At 60.5% G+C, this 15,887-nt stretch carries 15 protein-coding genes; 4 read left to right on the top strand and 11 right to left on the bottom strand.

The genetic code is table 11. The features are described 5' to 3' along the window. Positions 1–28: 28 nt before the first annotated feature. The gene (locus tag A7D21_RS21345; protein WP_053254823.1) at positions 29–919 is read left to right on the top strand and encodes a polysaccharide deacetylase family protein; all 891 of its coding nucleotides are present in this window, start codon (positions 29–31) and stop codon (positions 917–919) included. 235 nt (positions 920–1,154) lie between these two features. Beyond that, a complete protein-coding gene (locus tag A7D21_RS21340; protein WP_141718254.1) occupies positions 1,155–2,288 on the top strand; it encodes a hypothetical protein in 1,134 nt (377 codons plus the stop codon). A 121-nt stretch (positions 2,289–2,409) separates the two neighbouring features. On the opposite strand, the gene pcaC is transcribed toward A7D21_RS21340, so the two are convergent. The 11 genes from pcaC to pcaR form a co-directional block, all read right to left on the bottom strand. Next, positions 2,410–2,802: a 4-carboxymuconolactone decarboxylase gene (gene pcaC / locus A7D21_RS21335; protein ID WP_024073913.1), complete on the bottom strand. Its 393-nt coding sequence runs from the start codon at positions 2,800–2,802 to the stop codon at positions 2,410–2,412. A gap of 10 nt (positions 2,803–2,812) precedes the next feature. After that, complete coding sequence (gene pcaD, locus A7D21_RS21330) at positions 2,813–3,604, bottom strand: 3-oxoadipate enol-lactonase (protein ID WP_053254821.1); 792 nt, start codon at positions 3,602–3,604, stop codon at positions 2,813–2,815. A gap of 10 nt (positions 3,605–3,614) precedes the next feature. Beyond that, entirely contained in the window at positions 3,615–4,979 is a 1,365-nt protein-coding gene (locus A7D21_RS21325; protein ID WP_053254820.1) for a 3-carboxy-cis,cis-muconate cycloisomerase, read from the bottom strand. 10 nt (positions 4,980–4,989) lie between these two features. Beyond that, positions 4,990–6,285, bottom strand: coding sequence for an MFS family transporter (locus A7D21_RS21320; RefSeq protein WP_053254819.1), 1,296 nt, complete (start codon positions 6,283–6,285; stop codon positions 4,990–4,992). Positions 6,286–6,467: 182 nt separating this feature from the next. Further along, the gene (gene pcaG / locus A7D21_RS21315; RefSeq protein WP_053254818.1) at positions 6,468–7,034 is read right to left on the bottom strand and encodes a protocatechuate 3,4-dioxygenase subunit alpha; all 567 of its coding nucleotides are present in this window, start codon (positions 7,032–7,034) and stop codon (positions 6,468–6,470) included. Between the two features lies 1 nt (position 7,035). Beyond that, complete coding sequence (pcaH, locus tag A7D21_RS21310; RefSeq protein ID WP_053254817.1) at positions 7,036–7,740, bottom strand: protocatechuate 3,4-dioxygenase subunit beta; 705 nt, start codon at positions 7,738–7,740, stop codon at positions 7,036–7,038. 17 nt (positions 7,741–7,757) lie between these two features. Continuing rightward, complete coding sequence (gene pcaF / locus A7D21_RS21305; protein ID WP_171902627.1) at positions 7,758–8,963, bottom strand: 3-oxoadipyl-CoA thiolase; 1,206 nt, start codon at positions 8,961–8,963, stop codon at positions 7,758–7,760. After that, positions 8,960–9,739: a CoA-transferase subunit beta gene (locus A7D21_RS21300; protein WP_069552634.1), complete on the bottom strand. Its 780-nt coding sequence runs from the start codon at positions 9,737–9,739 to the stop codon at positions 8,960–8,962. Before A7D21_RS21300 ends, pcaF begins: the two co-directional genes overlap by 4 nt. Further along, positions 9,739–10,596, bottom strand: a complete 858-nt coding sequence (locus A7D21_RS21295; RefSeq protein WP_069552633.1) for a CoA transferase subunit A — start codon at positions 10,594–10,596, stop codon at positions 9,739–9,741. The genes A7D21_RS21300 and A7D21_RS21295 overlap by 1 nt, the downstream gene beginning before the upstream one ends. 282 nt (positions 10,597–10,878) lie before the next feature. Beyond that, entirely contained in the window at positions 10,879–12,219 is a 1,341-nt protein-coding gene (locus A7D21_RS21290; RefSeq protein WP_053254813.1) for an MFS transporter, read from the bottom strand. Between the two features lie 146 nt (positions 12,220–12,365). Next, positions 12,366–13,208 carry a pca regulon transcriptional regulator PcaR gene (gene pcaR, locus A7D21_RS21285; protein ID WP_034103970.1) on the bottom strand — a complete coding sequence of 281 codons (843 nt, stop codon included), beginning with the start codon at positions 13,206–13,208 and terminating at the stop codon, positions 12,366–12,368. A 569-nt stretch (positions 13,209–13,777) separates the two neighbouring features. On the opposite strand from pcaR, the gene A7D21_RS21280 reads away from it, so the two are divergent. Together A7D21_RS21280 and A7D21_RS21275 are read left to right on the top strand one after the other, a co-directional pair. Then, positions 13,778–13,978, top strand: coding sequence for a hypothetical protein (locus A7D21_RS21280; protein WP_003172389.1), 201 nt, complete (start codon positions 13,778–13,780; stop codon positions 13,976–13,978). Positions 13,979–14,310: 332 nt separating this feature from the next. Then, positions 14,311–15,786, top strand: a complete 1,476-nt coding sequence (locus A7D21_RS21275) for an inorganic phosphate transporter (protein ID WP_053254812.1) — start codon at positions 14,311–14,313, stop codon at positions 15,784–15,786. Positions 15,787–15,887: the final 101 nt, after the last annotated feature.

The raw sequence follows: 15,887 nt of genomic DNA, 5'->3' as shown, positions 1-15,887 counted from the left end.
GCGGCCTCCATTCGAGCCCGTGCACACCATGAAATCTTTCGCCATCGCAATCGCCCTGGCGCTGAGCCTCAGCGGCTGTATGAGTGCGCCTATTGCCTTGACGCCGCAGACCACAGAGCGTCTGCAGGCCCAGGCGCCGATCCGTTTTCTGCTGACCTTCGATGACGGCCCCAGCGCCTCCGGCTATAACAACCCGAGCCGCTCGGTGATGGCCGATCTTGCGAAAAACCCGGTGCTGCCGGGCATCAAGGCGGTGTTCTTCCTGCAGACCGAAGCCTCCCGGTCCGGCGGTAACCCGCGGGGGCACAAGACCATGGAACGCGAATACGCCGCCGGGCATGTCCTGGCCTTCCACACGGCCACGGCGTTTCATACCAACCACCGCTGGCTGAATGACGCCGAACTTGAACGCACGCTCACCCAGGGTGCAGCCGACATTGCGTCGATCACTGGCGCCTCACCGGCGCTGGTACGCCCGCCCTTCTGGAACTACGACAAGCGCACTTTCGCTGCCTACCAGCGCCACGGCATGCACGTATTGTTGACGGACCTGAGTGCCAATGACGGCAAGATCTGGGGCTTCAACGGCAGCCCGCGTCGGCGCGCGAATTTGTATCGGCAACTGTCGGTAGTCCGCGAGCGCATTGCGCTGGGTGAGTTACCGACCGTCGACGGTGTGATACCGGTGGTGGTGACCTTCCACGATATCAACCGCTACACCGCGCGGCATATGCAGGAGTATCTACAGATCCTGATGGACAGTGCCCGGATCAACGGCATGAAGACCGCCGCCGAGCCGTTCTACACCGAGCATGCCGCGCTGGAACGCGCAGCACTGGCGCGCACGGTGAAGGATGTCAATGAACCCGTGCAGTTGCCAGGTGCGTGGAGTTGGATATGGGACGCAGATTCACACTGACACACCCGCCAGCCTTCGCAGGGCATTTATTGTGGACACGTAGTCCCCTTCAGGCGCCCCCGCCTGACTATTCATCAACAGCCGACCGGCTATAAATCCAAAGCACGTGTAGGAATATGAAACAAGTAGTGCTGGAACGCAGAGACCTTGCCTTCCCACTACCGGATCAGTAGCCCGCAAACTTACTGCGGACTACGTGACCCCTTATATTCCCGACCGCCAAAAGGACTTATCCATGTCGCCTGTATCCTCGCTGCATCGCTATTCGCCCATTCATTTCGGCCCTAACGAAAAGACCACTGAAGCAGATAAAAAACACTCAGGGTCAGCACGCACGCTTCATCGCGCAGACGCTAACTTTCTACCGTCCAGCAGCGGCAAAAAAAAAGCATCGACGCATGGTAGAGCGATCACATCGCTTACCGGCCAGCGCATTCACACCTTAATGGATAAGCCCGCAGCCACCGCACTCACCGCCCCGGCATCGCAGCCCATGGAATCGCGCGCAATCACAGAAGTTCCACGCGCACCTACCAGCACCCCGGTCACTCACACCTACGACAACGGCAATGTGCGGATCACCTCGGCGACGGCCCATGAGGGCAGTTTTCACGGCGCGCCCATGGTGCGCAATAAAGTCACGATCGAAACCGGTAATAGCGCAGACAAGGTCCACTTGAAGAGCCTGCCGGATATCGGCGTCGTCGCAGAAATAAACGACAGGCGCTACTTGCTGCCCATTCAGAATGCTGGCGGCATGACCGAACTGGTGGAAATAAAAACCAATGGGGGCGATGACCACGTCCAGATCGCGGACGACATCTGGTTCCAGACCACCGTCAGTCTTAACGACCAGCACTCAGTCTCCGGGATAAATGGATACACCTCCGCCCCCGAGTCCTCGGGACTCAAAACGTTCTCGCAGCAAGACATCATCGCCATCGCGCCTCATCTGCAAAAAAATGCCGAATTCAAACACGGCGAGACTACTTTCAAGTTTTCGCCTAACGAAAACCCGAGGCAGTTTGGCGATGGGGTCATGCAAATTATCACCGGCGCGGGTAATGACACCCTTCGTATCAGTGTGGGGCCAGACAACTCATTGATGGCTGAGGTGAATGGGCAGAAGTTTCTCCTGCCGATTAAAAATGATCCCGCCGGCGGTTCCAGGCTTTTCCTACAGGCCGGCGACGGTGACGATAAAGTCACCATTGATTCCAATGTAAAAAATTATGCGTTTATCAATATGGGCGATGGTAAAGCAGGCACGCTGTACAGCGGTGGGGGGTTTGTTTCCGGCGAAGAAGAACCTGGCTTGAAACGGCGTTATCACCCACAGAACTATAACCCCGTTCAAGCAAGCGCCTGAATCGCGTAAGGCACGACCTCACGACTCGCGGTGTGTATTGGCGACAGCGTGAAAGCGTGCAAAGCGAAGGCCTTCGTAACAAAAACCCGCCTGACCTGCGCCAGGCGGGTTTTCGCTCCACTTACTCGCGCGACTCGACGCCCAACTCATCCCACACCGACTCGGCCAAGTGAAACGTCGCGTTCGCCGCCGGGATCCCGCAGTAGATCGCGCTCTGCATCAGCACCTCCTTGATCTCGGCGCGGGTCACGCCGTTACTGGCGGCAGCACGTAGATGCAATTTCAGCTCTTCACTGCGGTTCATGCCAATCAGCATGGCGATGGTGATCAGGCTGCGGGTATGCCGAGGCAGGCCCGGGCGGGTCCAGATATCACCCCAGGCATGGCGAGTGATCATTTCCTGGAACTCGCTGTTGAACTCGGTCAGGGCATTGAGGCTGCGGTCGACATGGGCGTCGCCCAACACCTCGCGGCGCACTTGCAGGCCATCGGCATAACGTTGTTTCTCGTCCACAAAAAGCTCCTTAGCGGGCCAGCAGGAATTCCAGCACACGGTTGCTGAAATCAGCGCCGGCCTGAACATTGGACAGGTGCGCTGCGTAAAACTCGGCGTACTCGGCGCCCTTGACCTGCTGCTGGATAAAATGACTGCCGGCCGGCGGGGTGACGGCGTCTTCGGTGCCGGCAATGACCAGGGTCGGCACCTGGATCTTCGACAGTTGTTCACGCAAATCCGCATCGCGCACCGCCGCGCAATTGGCCGCGTAACCCTCAGGCGAGGTGGCGGCGAGCATGTCGGTAATCTGCCGGGCCTGGTGCGGGTTGGCGGCGGCGAAATCGGCGGTGAACCAGCGTGCAATCGACGCATCGCGAAGCGCAACCATGGCTGCCGCGCCGTCGCGCAACACCATGTCGATACGTGGGTTCCAGATGTCCGGGGTACCGATCTTCGCGGCGGTGTTGCACACCACCAGGCGCTGCAGACGGTGACCGGCATTGATGCCCAGCCACTGACCGATCAGGCCGCCCATGGACAGCCCGCAAAAATGCGCACGCTGGATATCCAGCGCATCCAGCAACGCGATCACGTCGCGGCCAAGTTGCTCAATGCTGTAGGGGCCCTTGCTCACCAGGGATTTACCGTGGCCACGGGTGTCTAGCCGCAGCACGCGAAAATGCGCGGTGAAGGCCGGGATCTGGATGTCCCACATATGCAAATCGGTGCCCAACGAATTGGACAGTACCAACACCGGCGCGTCGACCGGACCGTCCAATTGGTAATGCAGTTCGCCCTCGGCGAGTTGTACAAAGGCCACAGCGGTCTCCTTACGCGGTCAATGCAAAATGGTCGGTCACCGCACGGGTGACCCAAGTGTGGGCCTGGCCCAGGTAATGGGCCGGGTCGAGTAGACGGTCGAGTTCGGCCGCCGACAGCTCGGCGGTGACCTGCGGCTCATCCGCCAGCACCGCGCGCAAATGGCGGTGTTCGGCGACGGCACGTTTGCAGCATTGTTCCAGCAGGTGGTGCGCGGTCTCGCGCCCCAGGCGCTGGGCAAGCACACTGCTGACGGCTTCGGCCAGCACCAGGCCCTGGGTCAAATCAAGGTTGCGGGCCATACGCTCGGGGTCGACTTCCAAGCCTTCGCTGATCAGCAACGCCTGTTTCAAGGCGCCGGACACCAACCGGCAGATCTGCGGCAGGGTTTCCCATTCGGCATGCCAGAGGCCCAAGCTGCGCTCGTGTTCCTGGGGCATGGCGCTGAACATCGTCGCCACCAGGCCCGGTACGCGTGTGGCAGCGCTGATCAGCACGGCCGCACCGACCGGGTTGCGTTTGTGTGGCATGGTCGACGAGCCACCTTTACCCGGCGCCGACGGCTCGAACACCTCGGCCGCCTCGGTCTGCATCAACAAGCTGATATCACGCCCCACTTTACCCAGGCTGCCGGCGATCAAGCCGAGCACGCTGGCGAACTCCACCAGGCGGTCACGTTGGGTGTGCCAGGGTTGCTCGGGCAGGCTCAGTTGCAACTCAGCCGCCAAGGCTTCGGCGACGGGCATGGCGTGTTCGCCGAGCGCCGCCAGGGTGCCGGACGCACCGCCGAACTGCAGCACCAGCAAGCGTGGCTTCAGTTCGGCAAGGCGCTGACGACTGCGTGTCACGGCGCCCAGCCAACCGGCAATTTTCATCCCCAGCGTCACCGGTGTGGCGTGCTGCAACCAGGTGCGGCCGGCCAACGGCACCTGCGCGTAAAGCTGGGCTTGCGCCGCAAGCACCTCGCCCAATTGCGCCAGGTCGGTTTCGATCAACCCCACCGCGCGCCGCAATTGCAGGACCAGGCCGGTGTCCATCACGTCCTGGCTGGTCGCGCCCAAATGCACATAACGCTCGGCCCCCGCGTCTTCACTGGCAATCAATTTGCCCAGCGCCTTCACCAGCGGAATCGCGGAGTTGCCCGCCGTGGCAATCGCCACGCCGAGGGCATCCACGTCATACAAAGACGCCAGGCACGCCTGGGCAATCGGTGCGACCGCGGCCTGCGGAATCAACCCGACCCCGGCCTGCGCCCGGGCCAGCGCCGCTTCGAAATCCAGCATGCCCTGCAAACGCCCCTCGTCGCAGAACACCTCAGCCATGCTGTCAGCGGTGAAGTAGGCGTCGAACATTTGATTGCTCGTGCGCAGTGTCATAACTCATCCCTTACAAATCGTGATGCAGGTACGCCGCCTCTTTCGGCAGGCGCAAGCTGAACAGGAAGGCCACCGCCATCATCGCGGTGACGTACCAATAGAAGGTGTTTTCCATGCCGATGGACTTCAGGCTCAGCGCGACGACTTCCGCCGAACCGCCAAACACCGCATTCGCCACCGCATAGGCCAGGCCCACGCCCAACGCACGCACCTGGGGCGGAAACATCTCCGCTTTGACCAGGCCGCTGATGGAGGTGTAGAAGCTGACAATCGCCAGGGCCAGGGTGATCAGCACAAAGGCCAGGAACGGACTGCTGACGGTTTTCAGGGTCAGCAGGATCGGTACGGTAAACAGGGTGCCAAGGCCGGCAAACCAGAGCATCGAATTACGTCGGCCGATCTTGTCCGCCAACATGCCGAACAGCGGCTGCATGCACATATACAGGAACAGCGCGCCGGTCATGATGTAGCTCGACGTCTTGGCGTGCATGCCAACGGTGTTCACCAAATACTTCTGCATGTAAGTGGTGAATGTGTAGAAAATCAGCGAGCCGCCGGCGGTATAACCCAGCACCGTCACGAACGCTTTACCGTGGTCGCGAAACAGCGCGACGACGCTGCCGGCGTCCTTGTCCTGACGCATTTCCTTGCTGGTGGTTTCCTTGAGCGTGCGTCGCAACAACAGCGAAATCACCGCGGCAATCGCGCCGATCACGAATGGAATCCGCCAGCCCCAGGCGCGCAATTCGTCTTCGGTGAGGATTTGTTGCAGGATCACCACCACCAGCACCGCCAGTAACTGGCCGCCGATCAGGGTCACGTATTGGAACGAAGCGAAGAAACCGCGCTGGCCCTTGAGGGCAACTTCACTCATGTAGGTGGCCGTGGTGCCGTATTCGCCACCCACTGACAAGCCCTGGAACAGGCGTGCTACCAGCAGCAAGGCCGGGGCCCAGGCGCCAATGTCTTTATAAGTGGGCAAGAACGCGATGACCAGGGAACCGGCGCACATCATCAGCACCGAGATCATCATCGAGTTTTTGCGCCCGTGCTTGTCGGCCACCCGGCCAAACAGCCAGCCGCCGATAGGCCGCATCAGGAACCCGGCGGCGAATACGCCGGCGGTGTTGAGCAGTTGGACCGTTGGGTCATCCGACGGAAAAAACGCCGGGGCGAAGTAAATGGCGCAGAACGCGTAGACGTAGAAGTCGAACCATTCGACGAGGTTGCCGGAGGAAGCACCGACAATCGCAAAAATCCGTTTTTTGCGTTCTTCTCCGGTGTAGTGACTCGTTGTTGTTGTCATGTTTTTTCACTCAGTGGGAACGGTTATAGCCTAGACATACTTTGCAACAACCATGTTCCGCAAGCAGACTTTTGCATATCGGTTGCCTGCAAGGGCCGCATCGCGGACAAACCCGGCGCCCACATTTGACCGTAATCACCTGTGGGAGCCGGGCCTGCCTGCGATGAGGCCCTTAAGCCGACTCAATAGTCGAAGAACACCGTTTCCTTGTCCGTGCCTTGCAAAATCACATTCCACTGATGCACACCGTCTGCATCCGCCTTGGCAATCAAGGTGCTGCGCCGCTCTGCAGGCACACACGCCAGTAACGGGTCATCGCCATTGAGCGCTTCACCGTCAAAATAAATCCGCGTCAGCAAGTGCTTCACCAAGCCACGGGCAAACACCAGCACCACCAGGTGCGGCGCCTGGGTCGTGCCGTTCAGGCCCGGCACGCTGCCCGGCTTGATGGTGGTAAATCGAAAACGCCCTTCGGCGTCCACCGGCACCCGGCCAAAGCCTTCGAAGTTCGGGTCGACAGCCTTTTCCTGTTCATCTTCCGGGTGGTCGTATTTACCGGCGGCATTGGCCTGCCAGACTTCAAGCATGGCGTCGTTGACGACATCACCGTTGCCGTCCACTACTTGCCCGCTGATCGCCACGCGCTCGCCCAGGGTCGCGGGCACGGTCAAGTCTTCGCGGTTCAGCCAGGTCAGGCCGATGTGGTAATACGGCCCAACGGTGTGGGACGTGGTCGCGTTGAGTGTCATCTCATTTCTCCATCGGCGTGGCGTCGCGGCCGCGCAGGACGATGTCCCAGCGGTAGCCGAGGGCATAGGAAGGAATGGTTTTTTCCAGGTCGAAGCGGGCGATCAAGCGCTGCTTGGCCGAGGTGTCCGGCACACAGTTATAGATCGGGTCATATTCAAGCAATGGGTCGCCGGGGAAGTACATCTGCGTCACCAGACGCGTCAGCACACTCGGGCCGAACAGCGAAAAATGGATATGCGCCGGGCGCCACGCGTTGTGATGGTTGCCCCATGGGTAGGCGCCAGGCTTGATGGTCTGGAACTGATACCAGCCATCGGCGTCGGTGACGGTGCGGCCGGTACCGGTGAAGTTCGGGTCCAGCGGCGCGTCGTGCAGGTCACGCTTGTGGTTGTAGCGACCGGCGGCGTTGGCCTGCCAGATCTCCACCAGAATGCCCGGCACGGGCAGACCGTTTTCATCCAGCACGCGGCCATGGATGATGATGCGTTCGCCCTGGGGCTCGCCATCGTGCTGGGCGGTGAGGTCGTTATCCTTCTCGTTAACCCGCTCGGCGCCGATGGTCGGGCCGGTGATTTCCGACAAGGAATGGGGCAGGAACACCAACGGCTTGGACGGCGAACGCAGGTTCGTCGACTGGTAGGCCGGGTGCAGGTAATCCGGTTGAGTGCCCGCTTGCGGGCGCCGATATCCAGGCTTGTCACTCATGGAGCAATCCTCTCTTATTAGATGCGTTCAATTGCCAGGGCCAGGCCTTGGCCCACGCCCACACACATGGTCGCCAGGCCTTTGCGGCCGCCGGTTTTTTCCAGCTGGTGCAACGCCGTCAATACCAGACGCGCGCCGCTCATACCCAGCGGATGGCCGAGGGCGATGGCGCCGCCGTTCGGGTTCACCTGAGGCGCGTCATCTGCAATACCCAGCTCACGCAGCACCGCCAGGCCCTGGCTGGCGAAGGCTTCGTTGAGTTCGATCACGTCAAAGTCGGTGACCGCCAACCCCAGGCGCTCCACCAGTTTGCGTACCGCCGGCACCGGGCCGATGCCCATCACCCGCGGCGCGACACCCGCACTGGCCATGCCCAATACCCGAGCGCGGGCGGTGAGGCCGTGTTTCTTGACCGCTTCAGCCGAGGCCAAAATCAGCGCTGCCGCGCCATCGTTCACGCCAGAAGCATTGCCGGCAGTGACGGTTTTGTCGGCGCCATTCACCGGTTTGAGTTTGGCCAGGGCCTCCAGCGTGGTGTCCGCGCGAGGGTGTTCATCCTGATCCACAACGGTTTCGCCTTTTTTATGGGCGACGCGCACCGGCACGATTTCTTCAGCGAAGAACCCGGCGGCTTGCGCGACGGCGGTACGTTGCTGGCTGCGCAGGGCAAAGGCGTCCTGGTCGGCGCGTGACACCTTATAGTCGTCAGCCACGTTATCAGCGGTCTGCGGCATGGCATCCACGCCGTATTGGGCCTTCATCAGCGGGTTGATAAAACGCCAGCCGATGGTGGTGTCTTCCAGTTTCATGGCGCGTGAAAAGGCGGCGTCAGCTTTGCCCATCACGAACGGTGCGCGTGACATCGACTCGACGCCACCGGCAATCGCCAGCTCCATTTCACCACTGGCGATGGCGCGAAACGCCGTGCCTATGGCGTCCATGCCCGAAGCGCACAGGCGGTTGAGGGTCACACCCGGAATGCTCTCCGGCAGGCCCGCCAACAACAGCGCCATGCGCGCGACGTTGCGGTTGTCTTCACCGGCCTGGTTGGCGCAGCCAAGAAACACCTCATCAACGGCAGTCCAATCCACCGAGGGGTTGCGCGCGACCAGTGCCTTGATCGGCAAGGCGGCCAGGTCATCGGCGCGTACCGTGGACAAACCACCGCCAAACCGGCCGATGGGCGTGCGGATGGCGTCACAGATAAATACGTCGCGCATCAGGCTTCTCCCGGCGCTTGGCCATGGGCGGCGGCGGTGCGTGCTTCGAGATCACGCAAGGCCGTGAGTTCTACGTCGGTCGGCGCGGCGGTGGTGCTCACCTGGTCGGCAAAGCGGATCGCCCAACCGGTGGCCGCGATCACTTGCTCACGGGTCACTCCAGGGTGCAACGCGGTCACCACAAACTCGTGGCTGCCCTCCTCCGGTTCCATGATGCACAGGTCGGTAATAATCCCTACAGGACCGGCCCCCGGCAGGCCCAGGCGTTTGCGCGAATCGCCGCCTTCACCGTGGCCGACCGACGTGATGAAGTCGAGCTTGTCGACAAACGAACGGGCCGACTGCTTGAGGATGATCAGCACGCTCTTGGCCGAGCCGGCGATTTCCGGCGCGCCACCGGCACCTGGCAGGCGCACTTTGGGGTGGTGATAATCGCCGACCACGGTGGTGTTGATGTTGCCGAAGCGGTCGACCTGAGCGGCGCCGAGGAAGCCGACGTCGATACGCCCGCCTTGCAGCCAGTAGCGAAAAATCTCACCGGTCGGTACGACGGTGTCAGCGGTTTCCGCCAACTCGCCATCGCCGATAGACAGGGGCAATACAGACGGCTTGGCGCCTATCGGGCCGGATTCGTAGATCAGCACCACATCCGGCGACGAGGTCAGGCGTGCCAGGTTGGCGGCCTTGGAGGGCAAGCCGATGCCGACGAAGCACACCGAGTTGTTCTTGAGGCGGCGCGCGGCGGCGACGGTCATCATTTCATTGGTCGAGTAAGCCATTACTTGGCCTCCTGCGCGGCGGCCAGCTTGGCCTGGAATTCACGGAAGTCGGCGGTGCCATGGATGTATTCGTCGATCCAGGCGGTGAAGGTCTCACGGTCGCGGGCGATCGGGTCCCACGCCTGATAGAAACGGTTGTCGCGCTCGTTGTAACCGTGGGCGTAGGACGGGTGCGCACCGCCGGGCACATGGCACACCGCAGTCAGGGCCCAGGTCGGCAGCACACAGCTGTTCATCGGCGCGTTCAAGTCATCGACGATTTCTTCCACCGTGACGATGCAACGCTTGGCCGCCAAGGCCGCTTCCTTCTGCACGCCGAGAATGCCCCAGAGCAACACGTTGCCCTTGCGGTCGGCCTTTTGGGCGTGGATCACGGTGATGTCCGGACGTACCGACGGCACCGCCGCCAGCACTTCGCCGGTGAACGGGCAGGTCACGCTTTTGATCAATGGGTTGACCTTGGGCAGATCGGAACCGGCGTAGGCGCGCAGCACCGCGAACGGTAGGCCCGAGGCACCGGCGACGTAGGCATTGGCCAGGTCGGCATGGCTGTGCTCTTCGATCTCCAACGGTTGCGGCCACTGCTTCTCGACTGCGTCACGCAGGCGATGCAGAGAACCCACACCCGGGTTGCCGCCCCACGAGAAAATCAACTTGCGGGCGCAACCGGCGCCGATCAACTGGTCGTAGATCAGGTCAGGCGTCATACGCACCAGCGTCAGGTCTTTCTTGCCCTGACGAATGATTTCATGACCCGCTGCGGTAGGGATCAGGTGAGTAAAGCCTTCGAGTGCGACGGTATCGCCGTCGTTCAAGAATTGCTTCACGGCGTCACGCAGCGCAAGAATTTCAGCCATGGGGTCGGGCTCCCGGTGTTGATCGAAAAAGGCGCTGAGGTCGCGCCGAAGTGCTTGAAGGTTAAGCCGTGGCCATGGGCCGAACAATCCGATAATCGACTCACTGTTCGATTATCGAACGGATTGTTGTCTAGCTAACCGTTTCTGAAAAACCGCCATCCGCCCGTGGGCGCGGTCTGTGTGGGCACTGGCGTGCCTGCCATCGCATCGACTCGGCCCACCTGTTGGACCGCGTCGCTTGCATCGCAAGCACGCCTGCTCCCACAGGAATGGCGACCGTTTTTATGTGGCATCCGCATGGCTGACCATGCCTTTGATCACCACCGCTGCGGTGGCCAATGCGGCCGGGATCACCAGCGCCGTCAGCACTTGCTCGAAGTTCCAGCCCAGGCCCAATAAGGTGGCGCCCATCCACGCGCCGAGGATCGCGCCGAAGCGGCCGATGCCGAGCATCCACGACACGCCCGTGGCGCGACCTTGGGTCGGGTAGAAACGTGCGGCCAGGGATGGCATCGCCGATTGCGCACCGTTGACACACATCCCGGCGATCAGCACCAGGGTCGCCAGCAGCGTGATATTGCCCAGGCTCTGGCCTACCGCGTAGGCAAACACCCCGGCAAGCAGGTAGAAAATGCCGATGACCTTGTGCGGGTTGAACCGGTCCATTGCCCAGCCCACACCCACCGCACTCAGTACCCCGCCGAACTGGAACAAAGCACCGATAAACGCGGCCTGTTCCATGCTGGCGCCACTGTCGCGCATCAAGGTTGGCAACCAACTGGTCAGCAGGTAAACAATCACCAGGCCCATGAAGTAGGTAAGCCACAGCAACAAGGTGCCGGCGCTGTAGGTGCCGGAGAAGATCACCGCGAAGACGTTGCGGGCCTTGACGGTTTTTTGCTCGGGCACGCTGAAACTGCTGGCCTGGGCGACAAGGTTGGGCTCGATGGGAGACAAGGTCTTGCGCACCCGGTCAGTGCCGCGATTGCGCACTACCAGGTAACGCGCCGATTCCGGCAACCACACCAACAGCACCACCGCCAGCAGCAACGGCAGGATGCCGCCGATCAGCAGCAAACTATGCCAGCCGAACGCCGGGATCAGCTTGGCCGAGATAAACCCGCCACCGGCCATGCCCAGGTTGAACCCACAGAACATGCTGGTCACCAGCAGCGATTTATGGCGCTCGGGGGTGTATTCGGAGAGCAGAGTTGTCGCGTTCGGCATCCCCGCGCCCAAGCCCAGGCCGGTCAGGAAGCGCAACACCAGCAGTTGGTCGACATTGGCGCTGTAGGCCGAAGCCAAACTGAACGCGCCAAATACCAGGACCGCACCGACCAACACCACTTTGCGGCCGAAGCGGTCAGCCAGCGGGCCGGAACCGAGTGCGCCAAACACCATGCCGATCAACGCAGCACTCATCACCGGGCCGAGGCTGGCGCGGTCGATCCCCCAATCCTGGGACAGCGCGGGCGCAATAAACCCCATGGCGGCGGTGTCGAGGCCATCAAGGAAGACGATCAGGAAACACAGGATCACCACGCGCCACTGATAGCGCGACAGCGGCTGGGCATTGATAAAGGACTGCACGTCCAGGTTAATACCGACAGAAGGTTGATTCATTATTGTTATTTCCACACCGATGGCGGGCTGGCGGCCTGGGGCCGTCATTATTATTGGGGCGACGCTGAGAGCGCTGCCGCACATTAATAAGCCTTGGGAAACACCGTCAATTGATCAAGCCTGGATCTGTGCGGTCACCGAACACCTTAGGCAAACAATTGCGCACTTAACTCACGGCTGGCACTGAGCATGCTCGGCAGGAAACGCTGCTCCAGCTCACTGCGACTGACCCGCCCGGCGTGTGTGCTGACATTCAGCGCGGCCAACACCTGGCCGGAGGCGTCATACACCGGCACGGCGATGGAGCGCAGACCCTGCTCCAGTTCCTGGTCAACGATGCACCAGCCTTGCTGACGCACTTGTTGCAAGCACTCGAACAACGCTTCGGGGGTGGTCAGGGTACGGCTGGTCTTGGTCTGCAGCTCGGCGTGGTCGAGGTAGTCCTGCAACGAAGCGTCATCGAGCGCGGCGAGCAGGATTCGGCCCATGGAAGTGCAATAGGCCGGCAAGCGCCCGCCCACCGACAGGTCCACGGAAATCAGGCGCTGAGTGGTGGCGGAACGCGCGATATAAAGGATGTCGTCGCCTTCCAGTGTCGCCATGTTGCAGGCTTCATGCAGCTGCTCGCTCATGCGGTCCAGGTACGGCTGGGCCGACACGGCCAGTGGCGTGGACGACAAATAGGCATGGCCCAGGGTCAAGACTTTGGGCAACAGCGAGTAGGTACGCCCATCGGTAGTGGCATAACCGAGCTTGATCAAGGTGTGCAGGCAGCGACGCACGGCGGCGCGGGGGATTTCGGTACGGTGGCTGATCTGGGCGATGGTCAGGTGGCGCTTGCGCTCCTGAAACGCCTGGACCACAGCCAGGCCACGCGCCAGGGAGGTCATGAAGTCCGGATCACCGGTAAACGCCTGGATGCGCTTGGCCGGTGAAGCCACGATCGGCGGCGCCACTGACGCGAAGGAGTTGCGCAATTGATCGTTCATTTCAGGGTCCTTCTCTTATTTTCAACCGCTGGGAGGGTTGGCCGCTATTACAAGCCGCGCCAGCCGGGATGTACAAGGCAGCACCGGCAACATTGGGCGATTATCGGACGATCATGCGATTATCGCAATTTGGCGAGCGCGCGCGGGTCAGTCTCGACACCTCAAGTTTAGGGTTTGTCTGATAGCGTCATAAAGTTCGAGTATTCATGCTGACATTTAGAAACGCGCACATTGATGACGGCGCTTTTTGCAAATACCGACGTTCACATGTAACAAAACCCTCACACAACATTGACGCTTTTTAACTTCACGATGATAGTGTTATTCAAATGCGCCGCTATAATGCAACCTGTGCAGAGGTCGGCCCGTTATCACAATCGGGATGGGAGCTCACCAGGCGATGCCGTCGCATGCATCACAGGTCACAAGTACCCGCTTAAAAGATCTGCCCTTTGGCCGCCTTTCAAACTTGAATGGTTCTACCGTTCAATTTGAAACATCCCGAGGACGCCTTTCAGGTATGACGCTGCACACTCAATAAGCTCAACTCATCTCAATTAGGTAACACTGTGACGAAAGACGAACTGCGCGCGGAACTTGAGCGCCAGGAACAACGTTACAAGGACGTTTACGGCGGGGAAGTCACCACCTACGCCGCTCAGCCTGAGCCGGAGCGCAAACCATGGCGCAAGCGCGCCAGTTTGCTGGATCAGGCATTTGCCCAGGAAATCCAAAAGATTGAACAGGAACTCAAAGCCGAAGAGCCATAAGCGCTTCGCTCAGAGTCCAGGGTCTTGCTGTCTCTGCCGGCCCACCACCGGCGGAGGGCTCCTCGCATTGACACGAAACTGGTCAGCGTCCTGCTGCTATCAGCGAAATTTCATACAAATGTTTCAGACATGACGTTTGCGTGACAAAACCGCGTGTTTTCGACCCGGCACTTTATAAATCAAAGACTTGCCAAACCCCCGAAAACCCTGGGATGCGCCGCTTTCGCCGACATTTTTTCAATGAAGATTGTTACCGATGAGCAGCTAATGCATCGATTACTGAGGTTTTCTGGCATAATCGCGCCCCCTTACGACCGGGTCAGAAAACCTTCATGATCGATTTATTCAGCGGACTGGATGCTTGGGTTCTAGTGAGCCTGTTGCTCGCCCTGGCCTTTGTCCTCGCCTTCGAGTTCATCAATGGCTTTCATGACACCGCTAACGCGGTGGCCACAGTCATCTATACCAAAGCCATGCCGCCGCACCTGGCCGTGTTCTTCTCCGGGGTGTTCAACTTCCTCGGCGTGTTGCTCGGTGGTGTCGGTGTCGCCTACGCCATCGTGCACTTGCTGCCGGTGGAGTTGCTGATCAATGTGAATACCGGCCACGGCCTGGCCATGGTCTTCTCTTTATTGGCAGCGGCGATCACCTGGAACCTGGGCACCTGGTACTTCGGTATCCCGGCCTCCAGTTCCCACACCCTGATCGGCTCGATCCTCGGTGTCGGCCTGGCCAATGCCCTGATCAACGATATCCCCCTGGCTGACGGTGTGAACTGGCAGAAAGCGATCGATATCGGCGCCTCCCTGGTGTTCTCGCCGATGGCTGGCTTCCTGGTCGCAGCCCTGGTGCTGCTGGGCCTGAAGTGGTGGCGCCCGCTGTCGAAAATGCACAAGACCCCGGACCAACGCCGCAAGCTTGACGACAAGAAGCACCCGCCGTTCTGGAACCGCCTGGTGCTGGTCATTTCCGCGATGGCCGTGAGCTTCGTGCACGGTTCCAACGATGGTCAGAAAGGCATCGGCCTGATCATGCTGGTGCTGATCGGTATCGTACCGGCACAGTTCGTACTCGACCTGGGCAGCACCACTTACCAGATCGAACGGACCCGCGACGCCACCGTGCATTTGAGCCAGTTCTACCAGCGTAACAACGCCACGCTCGGCGAGTTCCTGGCACTGGGTAAAAGTGTTAAAGACGACCTGCCGGGCAAGTTCCAGTGCAACCCGCAGCAGACCGAGCCAACCATCAGCGCGCTGATGGAAACGCTCAAAGGTGTCTCCGACTACCATTCGTTGACCTCCGACCACCGAATTGAAGTGCGCCGCTACCTGCTGTGCCTGGACGATACCGCGAAGAAAGTCGGCAAGCTGCCGGGCCTGGATGCGCGTGAGAAGTCCGACCTCGACAAGCTGCGCAAAGACCTGACCGCCACCACCGAGTACGCACCGTTCTGGGTGATCCTCGCGGTCGCACTGGCCTTGGGCCTGGGCACCATGGTCGGCTGGAAACGTGTGGTCCTGACCATCGGTGAGAAGATCGGCAAGCAGGGCATGACCTACGCCCAGGGCATGTCGGCGCAGATCACCACGGCGAGCATGATTGGCCTGGCCAACATCTTCAGCCTGCCGGTTTCCACCACTCACGTACTGTCTTCAGGCGTGGCCGGCACCATGGTTGCCAATAAGAGCGGCCTGCAAGGCGGCACGGTGAAGACCATTCTGATGGCTTGGGTGTTGACCTTGCCGGCAACCGTAGGCCTGTCAGCCGGGTTGTTCTGGCTGGCCTCCAAGGCGCTGGGTAATTGATAGCCCACCGCTGAAAAAGAAGGTGCGACCTCGATGAGGATCGCACCTTTTTTTATGCCGCCTATTCATGAGTGCAACTAAATCCGAGGCAAAAAAAAAGG

The organism is Pseudomonas sp. AP19 (assembly GCF_001728855.1).
GTDB lineage: Bacteria > Pseudomonadota > Gammaproteobacteria > Pseudomonadales > Pseudomonadaceae > Aquipseudomonas > Aquipseudomonas fluorescens.
Note: the sequence above shows the minus strand (reverse complement) of the source record. Positions and strands in the feature narration are given on the sequence as shown.